Origin of the sequence: Modicisalibacter xianhensis, from assembly GCF_900113605.1 — a bacterium.
Lineage (GTDB): Bacteria > Pseudomonadota > Gammaproteobacteria > Pseudomonadales > Halomonadaceae > Modicisalibacter > Modicisalibacter xianhensis.
Genome location: NZ_FOPY01000009.1, coordinates 1 through 21,571, shown reverse-complemented (window position 1 = coordinate 21,571; position 21,571 = coordinate 1). Strand labels below are relative to the sequence as shown.

General features: G+C 59.0%; 21 protein-coding genes and 1 rRNA gene. 11 read left to right on the top strand and 11 right to left on the bottom strand.

Annotation, left to right across the window (positions count from 1 at the left end):
• Window positions 1-10 precede the first annotated feature (10 nt).
• The 3 genes from BM194_RS12000 to BM194_RS11990 all read left to right on the top strand — a co-directional run bounded on the left by BM194_RS12000 (window position 11) and on the right by BM194_RS11990 (window position 3,369).
• Window positions 11-1,738, top strand: coding sequence for an NADPH-dependent assimilatory sulfite reductase hemoprotein subunit (locus BM194_RS12000; protein ID WP_092847070.1), 1,728 nt, complete (start codon window positions 11-13; stop codon window positions 1,736-1,738).
• 89 nt (window positions 1,739-1,827) lie between these two features.
• Window positions 1,828-2,709 (top strand): S66 peptidase family protein, encoded by an 882-nt coding sequence (locus tag BM194_RS11995; RefSeq protein ID WP_092847299.1) that lies wholly within the window; start codon window positions 1,828-1,830, stop codon window positions 2,707-2,709.
• Between the two features lie 225 nt (window positions 2,710-2,934).
• A complete protein-coding gene (locus tag BM194_RS11990; protein ID WP_092847068.1) occupies window positions 2,935-3,369 on the top strand; it encodes a DUF488 domain-containing protein in 435 nt (144 codons plus the stop codon).
• Window positions 3,370-3,458: 89 nt separating this feature from the next.
• Here BM194_RS11990 and fadA read toward each other — a convergent pair whose 3' ends face one another.
• Both fadA and fadB read right to left on the bottom strand, forming a co-directional pair.
• Complete coding sequence (gene fadA, locus BM194_RS11985; RefSeq protein WP_092847066.1) at window positions 3,459-4,637, bottom strand: acetyl-CoA C-acyltransferase FadA; 1,179 nt, start codon at window positions 4,635-4,637, stop codon at window positions 3,459-3,461.
• Window positions 4,638-4,664: 27 nt separating this feature from the next.
• Window positions 4,665-6,845, bottom strand: a complete 2,181-nt coding sequence (gene fadB / locus BM194_RS11980) for a fatty acid oxidation complex subunit alpha FadB (RefSeq protein ID WP_092847064.1) — start codon at window positions 6,843-6,845, stop codon at window positions 4,665-4,667.
• Between the two features lie 270 nt (window positions 6,846-7,115).
• Here fadB and slyA point away from each other — a divergent pair, with 270 nt between their 5' ends.
• Window positions 7,116-7,574 carry a transcriptional regulator SlyA gene (gene slyA / locus BM194_RS11975; RefSeq protein ID WP_092847062.1) on the top strand — a complete coding sequence of 153 codons (459 nt, stop codon included), beginning with the start codon at window positions 7,116-7,118 and terminating at the stop codon, window positions 7,572-7,574.
• 9 nt (window positions 7,575-7,583) lie between these two features.
• Here the strand turns inward: slyA and BM194_RS11970 are convergent, their stop codons facing one another.
• Window positions 7,584-8,105 carry a preprotein translocase subunit YajC gene (locus tag BM194_RS11970; RefSeq protein WP_092847060.1) on the bottom strand — a complete coding sequence of 174 codons (522 nt, stop codon included), beginning with the start codon at window positions 8,103-8,105 and terminating at the stop codon, window positions 7,584-7,586.
• Window positions 8,106-8,203: 98 nt separating this feature from the next.
• On the opposite strand from BM194_RS11970, the gene BM194_RS11965 reads away from it, so the two are divergent.
• Window positions 8,204-8,659, top strand: a complete 456-nt coding sequence (locus BM194_RS11965; protein WP_092847058.1) for a universal stress protein — start codon at window positions 8,204-8,206, stop codon at window positions 8,657-8,659.
• Window positions 8,660-8,702: 43 nt separating this feature from the next.
• Here the strand turns inward: BM194_RS11965 and BM194_RS11960 are convergent, their stop codons facing one another.
• Window positions 8,703-10,655, bottom strand: coding sequence for an ATP-binding cassette domain-containing protein (locus tag BM194_RS11960; protein WP_092847056.1), 1,953 nt, complete (start codon window positions 10,653-10,655; stop codon window positions 8,703-8,705).
• Between the two features lie 84 nt (window positions 10,656-10,739).
• On the opposite strand from BM194_RS11960, the gene BM194_RS11955 reads away from it, so the two are divergent.
• Window positions 10,740-11,621 carry a TatD family hydrolase gene (locus tag BM194_RS11955; RefSeq protein ID WP_092847054.1) on the top strand — a complete coding sequence of 294 codons (882 nt, stop codon included), beginning with the start codon at window positions 10,740-10,742 and terminating at the stop codon, window positions 11,619-11,621.
• Window positions 11,621-12,103: a hypothetical protein gene (locus BM194_RS11950; RefSeq protein ID WP_092847052.1), complete on the top strand. Its 483-nt coding sequence runs from the start codon at window positions 11,621-11,623 to the stop codon at window positions 12,101-12,103. Before BM194_RS11955 ends, BM194_RS11950 begins: the two co-directional genes overlap by 1 nt.
• Window positions 12,104-12,115: 12 nt before the next feature.
• On the opposite strand, the gene BM194_RS11945 is transcribed toward BM194_RS11950, so the two are convergent.
• From BM194_RS11945 to BM194_RS11930, 4 genes are all read right to left on the bottom strand, one after another.
• Window positions 12,116-12,517 (bottom strand): hypothetical protein, encoded by a 402-nt coding sequence (locus BM194_RS11945; RefSeq protein WP_092847050.1) that lies wholly within the window; start codon window positions 12,515-12,517, stop codon window positions 12,116-12,118.
• A 99-nt stretch (window positions 12,518-12,616) separates the two neighbouring features.
• Window positions 12,617-14,326: an ABC transporter permease gene (locus BM194_RS11940; protein ID WP_092847048.1), complete on the bottom strand. Its 1,710-nt coding sequence runs from the start codon at window positions 14,324-14,326 to the stop codon at window positions 12,617-12,619.
• An 82-nt stretch (window positions 14,327-14,408) separates the two neighbouring features.
• Complete coding sequence (locus BM194_RS11935; protein ID WP_092847046.1) at window positions 14,409-15,431, bottom strand: Fe(3+) ABC transporter substrate-binding protein; 1,023 nt, start codon at window positions 15,429-15,431, stop codon at window positions 14,409-14,411.
• An 87-nt stretch (window positions 15,432-15,518) separates the two neighbouring features.
• Window positions 15,519-16,091, bottom strand: a complete 573-nt coding sequence (locus BM194_RS11930) for an elongation factor P hydroxylase (RefSeq protein WP_092847044.1) — start codon at window positions 16,089-16,091, stop codon at window positions 15,519-15,521.
• A 121-nt stretch (window positions 16,092-16,212) separates the two neighbouring features.
• Here BM194_RS11930 and BM194_RS11925 point away from each other — a divergent pair, with 121 nt between their 5' ends.
• From BM194_RS11925 to BM194_RS11915, 3 genes are all read left to right on the top strand, one after another.
• Window positions 16,213-17,634 carry an MATE family efflux transporter gene (locus BM194_RS11925; protein ID WP_092847297.1) on the top strand — a complete coding sequence of 474 codons (1,422 nt, stop codon included), beginning with the start codon at window positions 16,213-16,215 and terminating at the stop codon, window positions 17,632-17,634.
• Window positions 17,635-17,666: 32 nt separating this feature from the next.
• Entirely contained in the window at window positions 17,667-18,716 is a 1,050-nt protein-coding gene (locus tag BM194_RS11920; RefSeq protein ID WP_177223400.1) for a DUF3080 family protein, read from the top strand.
• Between the two features lie 71 nt (window positions 18,717-18,787).
• Window positions 18,788-19,486 (top strand): hypothetical protein, encoded by a 699-nt coding sequence (locus BM194_RS11915; protein WP_092847040.1) that lies wholly within the window; start codon window positions 18,788-18,790, stop codon window positions 19,484-19,486.
• 69 nt (window positions 19,487-19,555) lie between these two features.
• Here BM194_RS11915 and tusA read toward each other — a convergent pair whose 3' ends face one another.
• Complete coding sequence (gene tusA, locus BM194_RS11910; RefSeq protein ID WP_092847038.1) at window positions 19,556-19,795, bottom strand: sulfurtransferase TusA; 240 nt, start codon at window positions 19,793-19,795, stop codon at window positions 19,556-19,558.
• Window positions 19,796-19,824: 29 nt separating this feature from the next.
• Between tusA and BM194_RS11905 the strand changes: the two genes are divergently transcribed.
• On the top strand, window positions 19,825-20,109 hold the full coding sequence (locus BM194_RS11905) for an antibiotic biosynthesis monooxygenase family protein (protein WP_092847036.1): 285 nt from the start codon (window positions 19,825-19,827) through the stop codon (window positions 20,107-20,109).
• Between the two features lie 11 nt (window positions 20,110-20,120).
• Here the strand turns inward: BM194_RS11905 and rlmM are convergent, their stop codons facing one another.
• Together rlmM and rrf are read right to left on the bottom strand one after the other, a co-directional pair.
• Window positions 20,121-21,197 carry a 23S rRNA (cytidine(2498)-2'-O)-methyltransferase RlmM gene (gene rlmM, locus BM194_RS11900; protein WP_092847034.1) on the bottom strand — a complete coding sequence of 359 codons (1,077 nt, stop codon included), beginning with the start codon at window positions 21,195-21,197 and terminating at the stop codon, window positions 20,121-20,123.
• Between the two features lie 57 nt (window positions 21,198-21,254).
• A 5S ribosomal RNA gene (rrf, locus tag BM194_RS11895) occupies window positions 21,255-21,370 on the bottom strand.
• Window positions 21,371-21,571: the final 201 nt, after the last annotated feature.

Genomic DNA, 21,571 nt, shown 5'->3' with positions numbered 1-21,571 from the left:
GGCTTCTTTCATGAGCGACATCATCGCCAAGCTTCGTGATACCTCATTCGACGATCTGCACCCCAATGAGCGCCTAAAGGTGGAAAGCGATTACCTGCGTGGCAAACTCATGGAGGACATGGCCGACCGAGCCACCGGGGCAATCAGCGAGGACGCGACTCAGCTGACCAAGTTCCACGGCTTTTACCAACAGGATGATCGCGACCTGCGCAGCGAGCGTCGGCACCAGAAACTCGAACCGTTGTACTCGTTCATGGTGCGTCTGCGCCTACCGGGCGGACTGGTCACTCCCGAGCAGTGGCTGACACTGGACGACGTGGCACGACGCTACGCCAACGGCACGCTACGCATCACCACGCGACAGACCTTTCAATATCACGGGGTTTTCAAGGAAAACCTGCGTTCCCACCTCCAAGCCGTCAACCAGGCCATGATCGACACCATCGCCGCCTGCGGCGATGTCAACCGCAACGTGATTTGCACGGCCAACCCCTACCGCTCCAGGGCACACCGCGAAGTCTACGACCTGGCCCATGCCATCAGTACTCGCCTGCTGCCCCGAACGCGTGCCTACCATGAAATCTTTCTCGGCGAGGAGCGCGTCGCCGGTGGCGAGGAAGAGCAGGAACCTCTCTATACTCGCCACTATCTGCCGCGCAAGTTCAAGGTGGCCATCGCCATCCCCCCCGAGAATGATGTGGACCTCTTCGCTCACGACCTGGGTTTCATCGCCCATGTCGAAGCGGGAGAAATCCAGGGTTATAACGTCTGCATCGGCGGCGGCATGGGCATGACCCACGGTGAACCATCGACATTTCCGCGCTTGAGCGACGTGATCGGTTTCTGTAGGCCCGATCAGGTGCTCGACGTTGCCGAAGCCGTGCTCAAGGTGCAGCGCGACAACGGCGATCGCCACGACCGCAAGCATGCCCGTCTCAAGTACACCGTCGAGAACTATGGAGTCGATTGGTTCCGCACCAAAGTCGAACGCCACCTGGGCAGCGCACTAAAAGCCGCACGTGACTTTCATTTCGATGGCAATGGCGACCGCTACGGCTGGTACCAGGGCGAGGATGGCGCATGGCACTACGGTCTATTCGTCCAGAACGGCCGTCTGGCCGATACCAAGGGTGGGATGCAACTGCTCAGTGGCATGCGCGAGATTACCAAGGTGCATGCCGGCGATATCGTGTTGACCACCAATCAAAACCTGATCATTACCAATGTATCGGCTGACAAGCGCCACGAGATCGAGGCACTGCTCGATCGCTATTGCATGACCCGGAACATTTCACCGTTGAGGAAAGCGTCGATGGCCTGCGTGGCCTTTCCCACATGTGGCCTGGCCATGGCCGAAAGCGAGCGTTATCTACCGTCGTTGATCGACAAGCTGGAAGACGTCATGCACGAAGTCGGCCTGGAGCAAGATGCCATCAATGTGCGCATGACCGGCTGTCCCAATGGCTGCGCCCGTCCTTATCTGGCCGAGATCGGTTTCGTCGGCAAGGCCTTGGGTCGCTACAACCTCTATCTTGGCGGCAACCCCAGCGGCGAGCGTCTCAACCGGCTGTACAAGGAAAATATCGACGAGCCAACGATCATGAACGAACTGACGACGTTACTGCAGCGATATGCCGAGGAGCGCAATCCCGGCGAGCCCTTCGGGGACTTTGTCATCCGAGCCGGTGTCATTGCCGAAACCACCGCGGGCCGGCACTTTCACGACGCGCCTGCATGAAGACATTACCTTGGGCCATGCTGCACGCTTCCTAATACCTTGTATTTAAGGCAGCATGGCCAACGTCATGGATCATGATCGAAACCCGCATGCCCCTATCCGTCAGCGTTGTCGCCCCCGCTTCCCATACCAATCCCCAGCTTGTCGATGAGGCAGTGTTGGCACTGGAGACACTGGGCATCAAGGCGCACGTGCCCAGCACGCTGCAGGTCCCGCGCCGTTATCTTGCCGGTAGTATCCAGCATCGCCTGGATCTGCTGCATGCTGCCTACGACGATGCTCGTACCGAAGCAATCTGGGCCGTGCGCGGTGGCTACGGTTGCGCGCAACTCGTCGAGCATATCGAGTGGGCACGCCTGCCAGCCAAACCGCTGATCGGTTATTCGGATATCACCGTGCTGCTGGATCAATGCTACCGACACGGTTTGCCGGCCATTCATGGCCCCGTGATCAAGGATGCCCTGCGACTTGGCCACGACGCCGACGAGTCGCGCACCACAACCCGTCGCCAGTTACTTGAAGTGACCGATCTGCTGGCGGGGGCGGCGCCTCGGCAATTTTCGCTGCGTCGCTATGACAATACGTCCCCCGGGATCATCGAAGGGCCGGTGGTGGGCGGCAACTTGATGACCTTGGCCTGCGTGGCTGGTACTCCATGCCGGTTCGTCGCACCACCGGGCGCCCTGGTGATTCTCGAGGATGTCGGCGAGCCCTACTACCGCCTCGAACGCGCCCTATGGCAACTGGTACACAGCGGCGCTCTGGATCAGGCAGGCGCGCTATGCCTGGGCACTTTCGAAGGCTGCACCTCATATGGCGAACAGAGCCTCGCCGACATCGTTGCAGACGTGACAAGTCCCCTGAACCTGCCTCTCTTCACGGATCTGCCGGTTGGCCATGGCCTGATCAACCGTCCCTGGCAATACGGTAAGCGGGGCCGCATCGAGGGAAATACACTCGTCTTTTCATAGCCTTGTTCATGACAGCTGGGTCACTGCCTGTCAATCCGACCTGCCCGACAGGCAACAACCTCCCATGCCACGCCGTACGCGCCGAACTCGCCACCCTGCACTATCCTTGAGGGACCAGCTCCTCGAATCAGCGTGGAGCAGAGCGAAACCACAAAATGCAAGGTTGAGCCTGGGGCGCTGTCATGCGCCAGGGACAGGACGTCATATCAGGCAGGGGGACATCGGATGTACGACATTCAACTCAAACGCATCTATGCAGAAATCTCGCCCGATGATGGCGCCAGGGTGCTCGTGGATCGCCTCTGGCCACGCGGTAAACCGCGAGAGGCGCTTGAGCTGACCGACTGGTACCGGGATGCCTCGCCGTCCCCAGCATTGCGTCGATTGTGGCATCAGAAGCAAATCACCGATCGTGAGTTCGCTTTTCGTTATAGCCGCGAACTCGATCGCAACCGGTCCTGCCTGGTTCCCTTGATGCGTTGGTGCCGCCAGGGCAGGCTGACCTTGCTGAGCGCTTCGCGCGAGCTCGATCGCTCGCACCTTCCCGTGCTACGCGACATGCTTCTGGAAGCCTTGGCCGAAGAAGATAGTGACGCAGACGGCGGGCTGGCCTCTCCGCCTTGCTATGCGGGGCAGTTCGTCAGCGGCGGTTACCGGTAGTTTCCCAGCCCAGGCCATGCATGCGGCAACCAAAAACGGCTTTCTCCTTCGAGAAAGCCGTCATTGTTACACGTTCCAAAGATAACAAATCACTTCAAGCGTTCGAAGACCGTCGCTACCCCTTGTCCCATGCCGATACACATGGTCGCCAGCCCCAGCGTGGTGTCCTGTTGCTGCATTACATTGAGCAGCGTGGTACAGATACGTGCCCCTGAACAACCCAAGGGGTGGCCGAGGGCAATGGCACCGCCATGGAGATTGACGGCCTCGTCCATGCGATCGCGCAGCTTCAGATCCTTGAGGACGGCCAGCGACTGAGCGGCAAACGCCTCGTTGAGCTCGACCGTCTGAATATCCTCGATCGAGAGTCCGGCCGCCTTGAGTGCCTTCTTGGTTGCCGGAACAGGGCCGTAGCCCATGATCGACGCATCACACCCCGCCACACCGGTGGACACGACCCGGGCGATCGGCGTGAGCCCTAGAGCCTGGGCGCGTTCGTAACTCATCACCGCCATGGCCGAAGCGCCTACGGACAGCGCCGATGAGGTTCCGGCAGAGACCGTACCCCCCTTGGGATCGAAGACCGGCTTGAGCTTGGCCATTTCCTCCAGGCTGGCGTCGATGCGCACGACCTCGTCATGCTTGACCAATCGCCGCAGGCCTTCGGTATCGTGCCCTTCGACACCGACGATTTCGTTATCGAAGTAGCCACGTTCATTGGCCGCCAGTGCCCGCTGATGGGAACGCACCCCGAACTTGTCCTGCTCCTCGCGGGTAATACCGTGCATCTTGCCCAGCAGTTCAGCGGTCAAGCCCATCATCATCGCTGCCTTGGCGGCATGCTTGCTGACCGCCGGGTTGACATCGACACCGTGGGTCATCGGCACATGCTCCATGTGCTCGACCCCACCGATCACGTAGAAGTCCCCCATGCCGGCCTTGATGTTGGCGGCAGCGATATGCAGCGCACTCATTGAGGAGCCGCACAGGCGATTGACCGTCTGCGCCGGCACCGTGCGCGGAATGCCGGTCATGATTGCCGCGTTGCGGGCAATGTTCATGGCCTGCTCCAGGGTCTGGTTGACACAGCCCCATATCACATCGTCCACCTCGGACGGATCCAGGGATTGGTTGCGATCGAACAGCGCCTGCATGACGGCAGCAGACAGGTTTTCGGCCCGTACGTTACGGAAGGCTCCGTTCTTGGCCTTGGCCATGGCGGTACGAACTCCGTCGACCACCACGATATCTCTCGGACTCAGACTCATTCTTACTCTCCCAATCGTCGCGGTGGTTCAGGCCTGGCCTTGCGAGGCCTGGCTGTCACTGGCATAGAAGCGTTCCTGGCGGTTGGCCATGTCACGCAGCTTGTCGGTCGGCGCATAGAGCGGCCCCAATTCCTTGGCCAGGCTGTCTGCCAGGCTGACGAACTCCGCCACGCCCATGGCGTCGATATAGCGCAGCGCGCCACCACGGAACGGAGGGAAGCCGATACCATAGATCAACGCCATGTCGGCTTCGGCCGGCGAGCCCACGATGCCATCCTCCAGACAGCGCACGGTTTCCATGCAAAGCGGCACCATCATTCGCGCAATGATGTCCTCATCGCTGAACTCTTGGCTGCCGTTCGCGACTTGCTTGACCAGTTCATGGGCCCGCTCGTCGGAAACCTTTTTCGGCTTGCCCTTCTTGTCCTCTTCATAGCGATAGAAGCCCTTGGCATTCTTCTGGCCGAGGCGTTCGTTCTCGTACATGGCATCGATGGCTGTCTTGCCATCCTGCGCCATGCGCTCGGGGAAGCCTTCCGCCATGACGGCCTGAGCGTGCACCGCCGTATCCATGCCGACCACGTCCAACAGGTAGGCCGGGCCCATCGGCCAACCGAACTTCTCCATTACCTTGTCGACGCGCTCGAAGTCGGCGCCATGATCAACGAGAGCGCTGAAACCACCGAAGTAAGGGAACAGAACGCGATTGACCAGAAACCCCGGGCAGTCATTGACTACAATCGGCGTCTTGCCCATCTTGCGTGCATAAGCCACTGTCGCGGCAACGGCCGCATCGCTGCTTTTCTCGCCGCGGATGACCTCGACCAGCGGCATGCGATGCACAGGATTGAAGAAGTGCATGCCACAGAAGTTTTCGGGACGCTTGAGATTCTGTGCCAGGCGATTGATCGAAATGGTCGAGGTATTCGAGGTCAGTATGGTGTTTTCGCCGACCACGCCCTCGACTTCGGTCAGCACTGCATCCTTGACCTTGGGATTTTCCACCACGGCCTCGACGACCAGATCGACTTCACCGAAATCGCCATAGGACAGGGATGGCCGAATGTTGGATAGTGCTTCGGCCATCTTTTCCGTGGTCATCTTGCCACGCTCGACCTGCTTGGCCAGCAGCTTTCGCGCTTCCTTCAGGCCAAGCTGAATAGCCTCTTCCTTGATGTCCTTCATCAGGATCGGCGTGCCCTTGTAGGCACTCTGGTAGGCGATACCGCCGCCCATGATCCCGGCCCCCAACACGGCGGTCTTGTTGACCGGTGCCGCTTGCTTCTCGTACTTGCTGCCCTTTTTCTTGACGAGCTGATCGTTGAGGAACAACCCGACCAGGTTATAGCAGACATCGGTCAGCGCCAGCTTGGCGAAGGCCTTGGCCTCGATTGCCTGGGCGCGCTCACGCGATTCGCCAGCTCCCTTCTGGATGACCTTGATGGCTTCGACAGGTGCCGGATAGTGAGGCCCAGCCTTGCCGGCCACATAGCCCTTGGCGGTTTCGAAGGCCATCATCTGCTCGATGGCGTTGAGCTTGAGCGGCGTCTTTTTCTCCTCTCGACGTGCCAGGTAATCCAGCTCGCCGGCGTTGGCGCGGGCCAGGATATCCAGCGCCGCCGCCTCGAGCCGTTCAACCGGCACCACGGCATCGGCAACACCCAGCTTCAAGGCAGCGCCGGCCTTGTTTTGGCTACCTGCAGCTATCCATTCGATGGCATTGTCGGCACCAGCAATGCGCGGTAAACGCACGCAGCCACCCCAGCCCGGCAGGATGCCCAGCTTGGTCTCAGGCAGGCCAATTTCGGCCGATTCCGCCATGACGCGGAAATCGGTGGTCAATGCCACTTCGCAACCGCCACCGAGCGCCAATCCGTTGAGCGCCGTCACGGTGGGGAAAGGCAAATCCTCGATGGCATTGAACAGCGCATGCACTTCTTGGCACATATCCACCAAGAAACTTTCGCCGCGGGCGAACATGGCATGGAATTCGGTGATGTCCGCCCCCACGATGAATACCGACTTGGCGCTGGTGATGACCAGCCCCTGCAGGTTGCGCTCGGCCTGGATGGCCTTGACCGCGTCCTGAAGCTCCTTGATCACGGCGCTAGAGAGCTTGTTGATCGACTCGTCTTGCAAGTCGAAGGTCAGAATGGCGATGTCACCGTCATTCCTCGCCACGGACAGGGCTTTGCCTTGATAGATCATCGACGGATCTCCATGGGGTTAGGCAGGGATGATATTCATACAAGCGTTTGAATACGTAGTAGCTTGAGCCAGTGCAGGCGTTCCGTCAAGCCTCGACATAGTGGCAATACATCAGGATAGCGGTATCGGTTGACGCACCTTGCCATTGCCTGGTGACCAATGGATAGGAAATGAGTATTTTGCTGTCAAACCAAAGAATGGCGATGCCGGACTTGCATTGCTTTCGCAAGGTTCACACAATTTACCCAATAGCTACCAAACGATAAGCCAATGCCTGAAAACATCGGATTCAAGATAGCCCGTCTGCCACGCCTGTGGCGCGCCATCCTTGATGAGCGCTTGGCGCCACTCGAGCTGACCCAGACACGTTGGGTAACGCTCTACCACTTGTGGAAGCTGGGCGATGGCCAGCCACAGTGCGACCTGGCACGCGCCATCGGGGTTGAAGCCCCTTCACTCGTGCGTACACTCGATCAGTTGACCGAGCAGGGCCTGATTGAGCGGCGACAATGCCAGGACGACCGCCGTACCAAGCGTATCTTCCTGACCAAGGAGGCCACGCCCCTGCTGGAGCGCATCGATGCCGTCGCCACCGAGGCGCGGGCCGAGATGCTAGCCGGCATCAGCGAGGCCGAGCTCGACATATTCGACGATATATTGACGCGTATCGAGCAGAACGGCATCCGCCTCCAGTCGCGGACCCCAGAGAAAGAGAGCGAGCCGGGTTAACCGGCAAGCTCACGGCAGACGGTCGGACAAGCCCTTCACGGCGGTGGTAGAGGCCAGCGTATCGCGCAGTGCCGCCATCGCCTCGTTGCACTGGTCGAACTTTTCGACGTCGAACGACTCTCCCCACCATAGCGTCAGCGCACCACGCTCCGACTCCAGTACCAGCGCATCGTCGGGCAGCAATGCCACGAGCGTTTCCAGCGCCGCTGCGGCCTCTCGAGACAGAGGCCGCAAGGGCTCTATTCGCCATCGCCAAGCGCCATCGAATGGTTTCAGCGCCGAACTGGCATGGCTGTTGCGCACCAGCACGAACACCGGGCCGGGATGTGCCTGGGAATAGCGCCAGCGATAGCTGATCAGGCCACCGGGCGGATCATGCAAGGGCGATTTGGCGATTTTCACGCCAACCCCGACCTGGCGGGCATGCTGACGCAATACGCCCAGCCGCTGATCGCGACGCGACGGCCTAAGCATGAGTACGGGAGACAGAATTGCCAGCATTGCCAGCAAGGTGACCAGCCAGAAAGTCATGCGCAAAATAATCCAAAACGTTGATGCGTATCGTTGTGCCGTTCAGTTACACAACCTAAAGTAAAGTCATCCAAGCTACTGAAGGGAGAGGCTTTGTCATGAGTAACGAATATCGTCACGTATTAGTCGCCGTGGACCTGACCAAGGACTCCCATAAGGTTCTGGAACGCGCCATTCCAATTGCACGGCGCAACAATGCCAAGCTGTCGATCATCCACACACTCGAGCCCCTGGGCTTTGCCTATGGCGGTGACATTCCCATGGACCTGACCAGCATCCAGGACCAGCTCGACGAACATGCCAAGGAGCGACTGGCCGAGATCGCCGACCCCCATGACATTGCTCGGGAAGACCAGCATGTAGTCGTCGGCATGCCGGATACCGAGATCCACCGTTTCTCTAAGGAGCACAACGTCGACCTGATCGTCGTTGGATCTCATGGTCGCCATGGTTTTGCCCTGTTGCTGGGGTCGACCTCGACCGGCGTATTGCATGGCGCTCAGTGCGACGTACTGGCCGTACGTGTCGGCAACGACGACGAAGCGGCCGAATGACCCTTAACCCCCACCCCGGCCTCGCCGGGGTGGGGATGACGGCTCACGGCTCCTCGCCATTGGCCATGGCTTCGAGTTCCATCCAGCGTTCCATGGCATAGTCCAGCGCACGCTGCTTCTCGCTCATGGCTTCCAGCATGCGGGTGACTTCGCTGCTGTCCTGCTGATAGAAATCGGGCTGGCTGACCTGTTCCTCGAAAGCGGCGATTTCTTCTTCCAAGGCTTCAATGTCCGCGGGTAGCGCATCGAGTTCACGCTGCAGCTTGTAGGAGAGCTTGGCGGGCTTCCTTTTCGCAGGCTCGTTTGTCGGCGCCTGCACGGGGCGGTCGTCAGCTGTGCCTTCGCCCCCTGCACCAGCGGCCTTGGCTTGCTTGGAAACCTGGCTGGCATCGAAGTCCCAGGGTGCCGGCGGCAACTTGCCGCCCTGCCTGACCCAGTCGCTATAGCCACCGACGTATTCCCGCACTCGTCCATTACCTTCGAACGCCAAGACGCCGGTCACGACGTTATCCATGAACTCGCGGTCGTGCGAGACCAGCAGCAATGTGCCCTCGAAATCCAGCAGCAACTCCTCGAGCAGTTCTAGTGTCTCGACATCCAAGTCGTTGGTCGGCTCGTCGAGCACCAGGACATTGGCCGGCTGAGTGAATAGCTTGGCCAGCAGCAGCCGATTCGACTCACCGCCGGACAGCGCCTTGACGGGCTGACGTGCGCGCTCGGGCGTGAACAGGAAATCCTGAAGGTAGCTGATAACGTGCTTATCCTTGCCACCCACTGTAACCCGGTCGCTCCCCTGAGCCACGTTATCGTAAACACTTTTCTCGGGTTCTAGCCCCGCACGCAACTGGTCAAAATAGGCCACCTTGAGATTGGTGCCCATGCGGACCTTTCCTTCGCTTGGTGCCAGTTCTCCGAGCAGGATCTTGAGCAGGGTCGTCTTGCCCGCACCGTTGCGACCGATCAATCCGATCCGATCACCGCGCTGAATTTCCAGATTGAGGTCGCGAATCACCCAGCCGTCACCAAAGCGCTGGCTGACATTGGCCAGCTCAACGACCCGTTTGCCGCTGCGCTCGCCGCTGTCGACACTAATCGAGGCACGACCCTGACGCTCTCGACGCTCGGCCCGATCACGCCGCATCTGCTGCAAGGCGCGCACCCGCCCTTCGTTGCGGGTCCGCCGGGCCTTGATGCCTTGGCGTATCCAGGCTTCTTCCTGGGCCAGCTTCTTGTCGAACTCGGCATTTTCACGCGCTTCCACTTCGAGCTCGTGTGCCTTTTGCTCCTGATATTTCGCATAATTGCCGGGATAGCGTCCCAGGCGGCCGCGATCCAGCTCGAGTATCCCTGTAGCCAGGCGTGCCAAGAAAGCCCGGTCGTGAGTGATGAAGAGCACGGCCCCGGCAAAGGAGGCAAGCTGCTCCTCGAGCCAGGCGATCGTATCCAGATCCAGATGGTTGGTCGGCTCGTCGAGCAGCAGCAGGTCAGGCTCGGATACCAATGCCCTGGCCAGGGCTACACGGCGGCGCCAGCCGCCGGAGAGATCGCTCATCAGCCGGTCGGCTGGCAGTCCCAGGCGGGTCAGCACCGTATCGATGCGTTGATGGAAGGACCACCCATCGATGGCTTCCAGCTGGGTCTGCAACTGGGCCAGACGATTCATGTCCGGCTCGGCAGCCTGGATCAGATGGTGATATTCGGCCAGCAAGGCCCCGGCCTGCGGCATGCCTTCTGCCACCACATCGAAGATGGTCGCCCCGCTGGCCGCCGGCAAATCCTGCTCCAGCACACCGATACGCAATCCCGGTGCCCGCCAGATGCTCCCTCCGTCGGGCAGATTCTCCCCGGAGACGAGCTTGAGCAAGGTCGACTTGCCCGTGCCGTTGCGGCCTACCAATGCCAACCGTTCTCCCCTCTCGAGCACCAGGTCGGCACCATCGAGCAGGACATGCGGGCCGTAAGCCAGTTGCAACTGTTCCAGACGTAGCAGCGTCACGCACCAACCTCATTGACGATATTCGATGGCGCCTAGTGTAACCCACCACCGCTCGACTGTGGTCATGCGGTCTGTCACGTTACAATGATCGCTCAAACGAGCAAGGAGCGAACCTTGGCTGCAAGCGAACCCTCAGACGATAGTCTTCCCGAGTCACTGCGTTTTACCGCACCGGCCGAGCTGGTAGACATCGGCGCCAACCTGACTCACGAGAGCTTCTCCCGGGATCTCGAGGCCGTATTGCAACGCGCCAGAGCGGCCAATGTCACTACGCTGATTCTTACCGGTACCGACCTGAAACACGCCGAACAGGCCGCTGAACTGTCTCGACGCTTTCCGGGGCTGCGTGCCACGGCGGGAATCCACCCCCACGATGCCAGCCAATGGACGAGGACGCTCGAGACAGGCCTTCGCGACCTGTACCGCCAACCCGAGGTGGTCGCCGTCGGTGAGTGTGGACTCGATTTCAATCGCAATTTCTCTTCGCCTGTGGAGCAGGAACGCGCCTTCGAAGCGCAGTTGGGGCTCGCCGCCGAATCGGGGCTGCCTCTGTTTCTCCATGAGCGAGACGCTGGCTCGCGTATGCTGGATATCCTGCACCATTGGCGGAATGACATTACCCATGCCGTAGTCCACTGCTTCACGGGCGAACGTGACACGCTGTACGGCTATCTCGACCTCGACCTGCACATCGGCCTGACCGGCTGGCTATGCGACGAGCGCAGAGGCCACCATCTACGCGACCTGCTGCGTGATATCCCCCTGGACCGGCTCATGGTCGAGACCGATTGCCCTTATCTGCTGCCCCGCAACCTGCCTGCCAAGCTCAAGGGAAGACGCAACGAACCTGCTTTGCTGCCCTGGATCGTTCGCGAGATTGCCCATTGGCGAGGCACCGACGAAGCCGAGTTAGCCCACGCCACGACAGTGACAGCGCGTCGCTTTTTCCGTCTGGAGGATACCTGATGGCCGATTTCCCTGGGTTCATTGCCGTTGAAACCGGCGAGGATGATGCCCTCCCTCTTGCCATTGCCTGGGCCTTGCCCGACGGTCAAATCAAGCACACCCTTATCCAGCCCGATGATGAGTGGCTGAATGAGGAATTGCTGCAATTGGGGGATTACAGTCTCGAGGAGCTGCGAACCTTCGGGGTGAGCCCACTCGATGTGTTGCGCGAACTGGAGAGCGATCATTACAGCGCCACACTCTATACGGCGGGGGTCAACGATGACGAAGCCGCCTTATCGCGTATCTTCGATGATTTTGGTGTCGACCCCTTCGTCGAGCTTGCCCCCGCCGAAACTCTTTATCCGGACATGGCTCCGGGCGTTTGGTCGCGGGCGCGTAATGACCTGTTCGGCGAACTGGGACTTGAACCGCTGCGACCCGAACATGAAGTCCAGGTCATGCTTTACCTCCATCAGCGGCTATGCGATCCCTCTTGTTGAGCCAAGCCACGCTCATTTCGTGAAGCGACTCTTTCCGCGAGGATTGGAGGGATCCCGAGGCAATTCGGAGCCATGCCGCTGTGCATGGCGACGTCCCATGAACGCCATGAAGCCGCCAACAGCCACGGTCGCCATGAAAGCCATGTTGGCACTGCTGGAAATGAAGATGCCGATCACCCCGACGATAGCCAGCACCAGCCCGGCATAGCGACTCTTGGAAAAGAACGTGAATACACCAATTGCTGCGGCGACCAAGGCAATCCCGAACTCCCACCAGCCCAGGCCAACCACGGTCTGCTCGGTGGGGTTCTCTACAGCCCCGACATCTGTTCCCAGATATAACGCAATACCTGACGCGATCAACGCCCACAGCGCCGCCAGAATGGCAAGTATGGCACCAATGCGATGCAGCATATCGACCTCCTTGTCTTTGCCCGTGTATCTGCCCCTCACTTTAGCCTATAACCCGGCGGACTTCGGCATTGGCACCTGCAGATCGATACCGGAGCGTGGCTAGGCCTCGCGCCGGCTTGCCACGATGGCCCGGGAAATGAAGACGACAGGCAGCACGCCTGCCGCGACGATGACCAACGCTGGCAACGCTGCCCTTTCCAGCAGTTCATCGGAAGCGAACTGATAGACATTGGTCGCCAGGGTATCGAAGTTGAACGGCCGCAAAAGCAGTGTCGCGGGAAGTTCTTTCATGGCATCGACAAAGACGACCAGTGCCGCTGTCAGTAGCCCCGGTCGAATCAGCGGCAGATGAACGCGCCACAGGGTACGGAGGGTATTTTCACCCAACGAGCGAGAAGCCATGTCCATGGAGGGCGTCACCTTGTCGAGACTCGCCTCGATCGCTCCAGCCGATACGGCCAGAAAACGCACCACATAACCAATCACGATGGCGGACATCGAGCCGGTAAGCAGCAACCCGGTACTGATGCCGAACGTGTCGCGCATGAAGGCATCCAAGGCATTGTCGAAACCGGCAAGCGGCACGAGTACGCCAAGACCAATGACCGCGCCGGGCATGGCATACCCCAGGCTGGATAGCTTGACGGCATGCTGCACCGAGCGTGTGCGGTCCAGGCGTTTGGCATAGGCCAGCAGCACCCCGATCAGCAAGGTCAACAAGGCAGCGCTCGATGCAAGCACCAGACTGTTGTAGGCGTATTCGAGAAAACGATCGGTCCATGACTGCTCGAAATACACCACGGCATGACGGGCCAGCACGCCCACCGGAAAAAAGAAGCCCATCCCCAACGGCAGGAAACAGGCCAGGGATGCCAACCCGCCCCGGACGCCGATGAGACGCGGTCGACGATAATGGCGAAATTGCTCGCCCTTGCCGAACTGGCGCTGTCGGCGCCGGGCATGCCGCTCGATCCAGATCAAGCCGACAATGAAGATCATCAGGCACAAGGCAATCTGCGCGGCCCCCCGTACGCTGCCCATGTTCAACCAGACATTGAAGATGCCAGCAGTCAGCGTTCGCACGGCAAAGTAGTCGACCGTACCGAAATCATTGAGCGCTTCCATGAGCGTGAGTGCCAGACCGACGGCAATCGCTGGCCTGGCACTGGGAAGGGATACGCGCCAGAAGCTCTGCCACCCATTGCACCCCAGGGTCCGGCTGGCATCGCGCAGGGAAGCCGACTGCTCCAGAAACGCTGCCCGAGCCAACATGAACACGTAGGGATAAAGTACCAGCGATATCATGACAGTAGCCCCGCCCAGGCTACGGATTTCCGGAAACCAGTAATCGCGAGGCGTCGTCCATCCGAACACCTCTCTCAACCAATTCTGTACAGGACCGGCATATTCCAGGATATCGGTATAAACATAGGCGATGACATTGGCGGGGACAGCAAACGGCAGCAGCAGCCCCCATTCGTAGAAGCGGCGCAACGGAAACTGGTACATGCTGGTCAACCACGCACAGGTCACCCCTATGCTTCCGGCCAGCAAGGCGACCCCGAGCATCAGTAGCACACTGGTCCATACGTAACCTGGCAATACCGTAGATGCCAGGTGCACCCAGATACTGCCGCCACCGTCCCGACCGGTGAGCGCCAGGTAGACCACTGCCAGGACTGGTAACAGAACCAGCAGAGCCACTGCCCAGGCCGAAAGCAGCCAGCCCCAATGCGTACCGGCCCGTTTTACCGATCGCTTGCGCTGTACGTCACTCAACTCTCCCGTCGCCGCGACCGTACCCTTCATATCCGCTTATCCCGAGGCAAGAACGAAAGCAGGCTGCCGTCTAACGACGGCAGCCTGACCCTGACCGATACTGGCCGGGAAATCAGTTGTTGAAACCGACTTCATTGACCAGTTCCGTGGCCCGGCGGCGCAACTCGGCAACCTCGGACAGCGGTACGTCATCAGCCTTGAACTCTCCCCAGGCAGCGACTGCGTCTGATGGCGCCACTTCGGGATTCAGCGGATATTCGTAATTGACGTTGGCATACATGGACTGCGCCGTTTCTTCCGTGAGGAAGCGCATCAGCTTGTAGGCGTTATCCTCGTTCGGCGCGTGCTTGGCCAGCGCCATGCCGGAGATGTTGACGTGAGTGCCACGATCTTCCTGGTTGGGGAATTCGATACGCGCCGACTCTGCCCAGGACCGCTGCTCCTCATCTTCCATCATCTTGCCGTAATAATAAGTGTTGCCGATAGCGACATCGCAGACGCCGTCACGAATCGCCTTGACCTGGGCTCTGTCGTTGCCCTGTGGCTTGCGCGCAAGATTGCTCTTGAAGCCTTCGAGCCATTCTTTGGTGTACTCTTCACCATGCTCGGCGATCATTGAGGCGATCATTGCGACGTTGTAGGCATCATCGCCGGGACGCGTGCAGATACGGCCTTCGAAACGCGGGTCGGCAAGATCCTCATAGGTCTTGATCTCGCCCGGCTCCATGCGCTCGACACTGGTGAAAAAGACACGGGCACGGCTGGTCAGCCCTACCCACTGGTTATTTTCGCCGAAGTATTGCTCAGGAATATTAGCCGAGATCGTCTCGTCCTCGATCGGCTGGGTCACTCCCGCATCGACTAGTTCCTGCAGCCTGCCTATGTCGACGGTCAGGATGACGTCCGCCGGCGAGTTGCGCCCTTCCCGCTTGAGACGCTCGGTCAGGCCCTGGTCACCAAAGATGATATTGGTCTCGATACCGGTTTCCTCCGTGAACTCTTTCAAGAAAGGCTCAATCAGGAAAGGCTGACGGTAGGAGTAGATATTGACTTCTTCCTGGGCAAGGGAAAGCGACGAGCCCAATCCAGCAGAGGCTGCGACTGCTGTTACCAGAACCTTCTTGAAAAGCGGCATAGCAAATCCTGATCGTTGTGTGGAGGCCAATTTTGAGAATCATTCTATTTCTTACCATCACTCCACGACAACCATCTGAGCAAATGACTAATCACAAAGTCGACATGTCTTGCGCTCGATCAATGCTGCCCTCCCAATATCGATGGCCTCGGACAAGCCGCCCCCCTTGCGATAATAGGCAGCCAGCGCGGCACGAAACGCAGCGGCACGCCGAGGCAAGCCCTCGCTTTCATAGCATTGCGCCTGTGCTTCGACTCGATGTTGGAAGGCCATTCTATCGATCTCGACATCGCCCAGATTGTCCACACTGACATGAAAGACCCGGCCACAGGCCTGAGAAAACAGCATTTCCAGCGCCTGTGGCGCAATTTCTGCCGCCTCAAAGGCCACTTGCTGCTCGGCATTGCGCCCATCAGGCAGGTACCAGTAGCCGTAATCCTCGAGACCTCGACGGCGAGCCCCGGCAATACACCAGTGGCTGACCTCATGCAGTGCGCTGGCAAAATAGCCGCGCGCGAAGATGATTCGGTGAAAGGGACATGCCTCACTCGCCGGTAGATAGAGGGGCTCGTCTCCCCCCAGCACAAGTCGGGTATTGAAGCGGTCGGCAAACAGGCCATCGAACAGAGCGATGACATCATCAACAAGATAAGTCGTCATGCACTGAATTATACGGGGCAGCCTGGCCAGCGGGAACGGTATCCAACTGATAGAATTGCGCTTCTGCTCGCTCGACCACACAAGGAGAATTGACGTGGTTGCCTCTGTCCGTTCGCTGGTCATGCGAAGCCGCGATGAAACGGCTTCGCTCATGGCACTCACGCTACCCATTTGCGGTGCACAACTTGCCCAATCCGGCATGGGGGCCACGGACGTGATCATGGCAGGACGAGCCAGTGCGACCGACCTTGCTGCTGTGTCGGTCGGCTCGAGCCTGTGGATGCCGCTAATGTTATTCATGACCGGCACCTTGATGGGGCTGACACCCATCGTTGGCCAGTTGCTGGGTGCCAAACGTACCCAAGATATTCGTCCCTACCTGCACCAGGCGCTCTGGCTAGGCCTGGCCCTCGGCATGATGACGGCCAGCCTGTTGTGGTTTGCCGTCATGCCGATTTTCGAGCTGATGGACGTACCACCATCCGTGGCCGAACTGGCCACAGGCTACCTGGCCGCTGTTGCGTTTGGCATGCCCGGCGTTGCCTTTTATCAGGCCCTACGCGCCTTTTCCGATGGCATGAACCACACACGCCCCTCGCTCTGGATCAGCCTGGTCGGTCTTGGCATCAACATCCCAAGTAACTACCTGCTCATCTATGGAGGCCCGGGTCTCGTCGATTTGCTGGGGCCTGGCGTACCTGATTTCTTGCAGTCAATTCCTGCCATGGGCGCCGTGGGCTGCGGTATTGCCACGGCCTTGTCGATGTGGGCAATGTGCATAAGCATGGTATTTTACTCTCGCGTCAGCCGCGCTTACGCACCCGTGGCACTATGGCATGCCATCAGCTGGCCTCGGCGCGACATGCTCACTGAGTTGCTGCATGTCGGGCTACCAATTGGTGTGGCCATCTTCGTCGAGGTGACTCTCTTTACGTTGATTGCCCTTTTCATTGCCAGTCTCGGCGAGATTACCGTAGCCGCGCATCAAGTCGCCTTGAATATCACCTCGATCCTGTTCATGCTGCCTCTATCTCTCGCCATGGCCCTTACCGTGCGTGTCAGTAACACATTGGGAGGCGGCCAATCCATGCGCGCCGGCTTCGTTGCATGGAATGGCCTTGTCGTATGTCTGCTGATCGCTCTTCTCAATGACCTCTTCCTGTGGCTTGCCGCGGGCCCGATTGTTTCTCTCTACACGCATAACCCGGAAGTCCAGGCAATGGCCATGTCACTGATCTACCTGGCGATGTTGTATCAAGTCTCGGATGCCTTGCAGGTCAACATGGCCGGCGCATTGCGCGGTTACAAGGATACTCGCATCATCATGGCGATTACGCTGATCTCCTACTGGCTCGTTGGCCTAGGAGGCGGCCATTTGCTGGGTCACGAAGGTGTCCCCGGGCTCTTGGCGCCTCTCGGTGTGCATGGGTACTGGATAGGCCTGATTGCCGGACTAACCGTCGCGGCTCTTCTGCTAGGATGGCGTTTATGGCATATCAGCAAGACATTCGCTCGGGGGGTAAGGCGAATACCATCAAGCTGATTCGGTGTGCTCTCTGGCGGTGGCTGATTGCAATGAGTCTGCCTTTGCTTCTGTCGGCTTGTGATAGCCACGAAGGCGCCGACGCCATGTTCATCGATTACCAGCAACGTGTCAGCAATGTACTGGATATCGATGCACCGACACCTCAGCCCCCACCGAACATTCCCCCGTTCCCTGAACGTGAAGAGAGAATATTCGCCATTGCCGAGACGCGCCTGGGGATGCTCGATGTCTATGCATTGCGCGAATGCCGGATCATTTCACTAGTAGCCGAGCGTAACAGTCAACTCGGCAAGGTCGCTGCCGCCAGCCAACATTGGCTTTATGAACTGGAACTATGGCGCCGCTTACAGCGATGCTGGAACGGCCCTGCCGCGGAGAGTCTGGATAGCGAGGATCGTGACAGGCTGCAGCGGCTTCTACAGGGCAAGACCGAACAGTTGCCAAGGGTAAGCTGGAACGCCTTGTTTGGCTCCAGTGAGTGGGTAGGTAGCTTTTCCCGGGCCAGCAGGCCTTTGTCTCCAAGCGAAAAAGCCTCGCTTGGGGATGACCTGGCGGCGCTTTCCTACCTGCGCCATATGGTACTCAACCAGTACAACCCAGCCTGGCAACCTACCTCCAGCGACTTGGAAGCCCACCTCCAGACCCTTCAACAGCAACCATTGACCGCCCGGCTTTTGCGTAGCTTGCTATTGGCAACGCAGCGCCTCGACGAGCTGAGCCAGACGCTGGAAGCCCGCCTTGCCGACCGGCCTGTCTGCTACAAAGGACACCCCAACCCACGCGCCGAAAATCTGTATAACGTCTTCCTCACTTACTTCATCGGTGACGTTCAGGCCTACCTTGCCGAGTTGGACCGGCAGTCTCGTGCTTGGCTTGAAGCGATCGACTCGCTGCTAAGCGCTTACAACGTCTCACAGCCAAGCGTAAATGCCTATCGCGATGCCTGGCTTTCCCTAGAGTCGCCTGCCTCCCCATGGCAGCAATTTCATGCGTCGACTCAACGGCATGTAACGTTGTGGCAACAGATCTGGCGCAGTTGCGGCATGATGCCCGGCGAGAAAGATCCGCCCGGGGCTTAACTTTTCGCGCCGAGCTGTGCTAATAGTGAGGCGAGGCCCAAGCCGAACTATTGCCGATGAGGAGGGTAACCATGGGAATCCCAATGTCCCCCCGCCCTGCCCAGGTCATTGACCTGGACACCATGCGCCACCGGCTGAGGGCCAAGCGCCGTCTCGTCAGGCTGGCCCCTGAACTGGATGGCCTCGAGATGCTTTATCACTTGGCTTCCGATCCCGATACGCTTTACGGCATGCCCCTGCTAGCCTGGGGATTGCGCGAAGACGGGGAAGTCGTTGGCCTAGTACCCTGGATGGAAGCGCTGACTGCCTGCCATGACCTTGACGATCCGGAGCATGGCCACTTCGTCGGCTACCGCGATCCCGAGACCGATGATATTTTCTATAGCGCCCCCGAGCACAAGGTGTTCGAGCTCGAGCATGCGGCTGCCTATTTCGACTACGAGGAAACCAGCGAGCCAACACTGCTGCAGCAACTCCCAGAAACACTGGGTACGCACGCCCTGTGCATGGATAACGATGGCTCTCCGTGGCAGCTCAAGCTGGTGTTCGGCTGGCGACTGTACAGCAATGGCGATGTAGAGGCACTTCTCGTCGACGAGACGCTCGTGGAAACCACACCGATACTAGCCGGGGATGACTGTCTCTACCCCGGCCATAGCCGACACCAGGTGGTATATTTCTTTCAGCGTGCCATCGCCAACCGCATCAAGCAGGAAGACCCTGTCACCCTGGAAGCCTTGGCCTGCATGGTCACTAGCGATAACGGCTGAGCGCATGGCTCAGCCAGAAAGCTATTTCGAGTCTTGCACAGTCAGTAGAAGGCCTCTTGGGAGGCAGCATCAACCCAAACGGATAAAATAAAGATAGGTATCGCCACTTTCCTTCTGAACAAGCAATTCATGCCCAAGGAAATTACAGAACTTGGGAATGTCGCGCGTCGTTGCCGGATCAGTGGCGATCACCTTCAGCACATGGCCCGAATGCATATCCTTCACTTTGTTATGCATAAGCATGATTGGCTCGGGACAGTACAAGCCGGAGGTATCCAACTCAGCATCGAATTCTTGAGTGTTTGCCATTGCTTATCTCGTCAGATGGAGTTCTCGCCATGATAAAAATAATTATCGAAAGGCGCATCATGCCCGGTCTCGAGCAGGAATATGAACAAGCGGCACGCGAAGCCATGCGCTATGCAATGTCGGCGCCTGGGTTCATTTCAGGCGAAAGCCTGCATGAGCACGGCAATACCGAGCATCGAATGTTGATCACCCTATGGCGCGATCTCGCCTCCTGGAAGGAATGGGAGCGTAGCTCCGAACGCGAGATCGTCATGCAGGCCTTGCTTCCCTTGCTGGCCGAGGATGAACGCATCACCGCCTACGAGCACCCCTGATATAACAGAGCCTACTTGAGCAGTCTGATATGAACCGTCACTTCTTCACGGTCATGATAGAGCTGCTTGCACTGCAATTGTGAGCGTACCCCAGCCTCTGCAAGCGCCTGCTCGAGCCTGCTCAGGCATCGTTCGACTTCATGCCAGCGCTGCTTCATAGGCAATTTCAGGTTGAATACTGCTTCGTGACACCAGCGACGTACCAGCCAACGCTCTATCATATCGATGACGCGCATAGGTTTGTCGACGATATCACACACCAGCCAATCAAGCCGATAAGGCGGCTCCCAGACAAAACCGTCTTCATGCAGATGCTCTACTTGCCCGGAGGCCATTAGCACCTTGTCCATGGAGCCATTATCGATGGCGTACACGAACATGCCCTGTCTGACCAGTTGGTAGGTCCAGCCTCCAGGGGCAGCGCCAAGATCTACCGCCTGCATCCCTTCATGCAGCCTTTCGGACCATTCCTCGCGAGGCACGAAGGCATGCCAGGCTTCTTCCAGCTTGAGTGTCGAACGGCTCGGCGCCTCACGCGGAAAACGCAAGCGATGGATACCGCCAAGCGACTCGCTGCGATTGCCGGGAAAGCTCATCGCCACCTGGACCTTGTCTCCAGCACTCCAGAACAGATGAAGACGCCGCCCGCCTGCCTTGCGGCGCAGTGCTCCCCGCTTTCGCAACAGCGATTCCAACGGCTTCTGCAGTGCCTTGGCCAGCCCCGCCAAGGCCTTGCCCTCATTGGTATCCGGCATTTCCTGCCAGAGAGCCTCGAAACTCCAACCGCTATCAATGATCTGTTCGAGAATCGGTGTCAAGCGATCGTCGCGAGGTAAGGCTTCAAGGGGGGCAAAAGCCAACAGGGACTGTCGGGCAAATACCAAGGAAGGCAACGGTAACTGTCGGTGAAGATCATTTGCCGGCCCCGGCTCTGCCCGCACAAAGCGCACAAAGCCACTGTCCAGATGGGTAACCGGATAGCCGGCTTCGCTTACCGCTGCGGCCTTCTCCGCCACTTCGGCGCTTAGATCGGCCTCGAAACCGGGCCTGCAATAAAAGAGTATCTCGTTTGCTACGGATCGGGTCATAACTGTCGCATCCAAACGAAAAAACCCCAGCCGGTTGGCTGGGGTCTTCGAAGAGATGCCTGACGATGACCTACTCTCGCATGGGGAGGCCCCACACTACCATCGGCGCTGAGCGGTTTCACTGCTGAGTTCGGCATGGGGTCAGGTGGGACCCGCTCGCTATGGTCGTCAGGCGTAACTGTGGCGTGCTGCCGGGGCAGCACCCAAATACCTGGTGCTCTAACAACGTGATCAAGCTGACTGCGATACGACTCGCGTATCCGTGTGTCGTGGCGACCGCCACCCGGGCCGTCAGGCCCCTTGGGTGTTATATGGTCAAGCCTCACGGACCATTAGTACGGGTTAGCTCAACGCATTGCTGCGCTTCCACATCC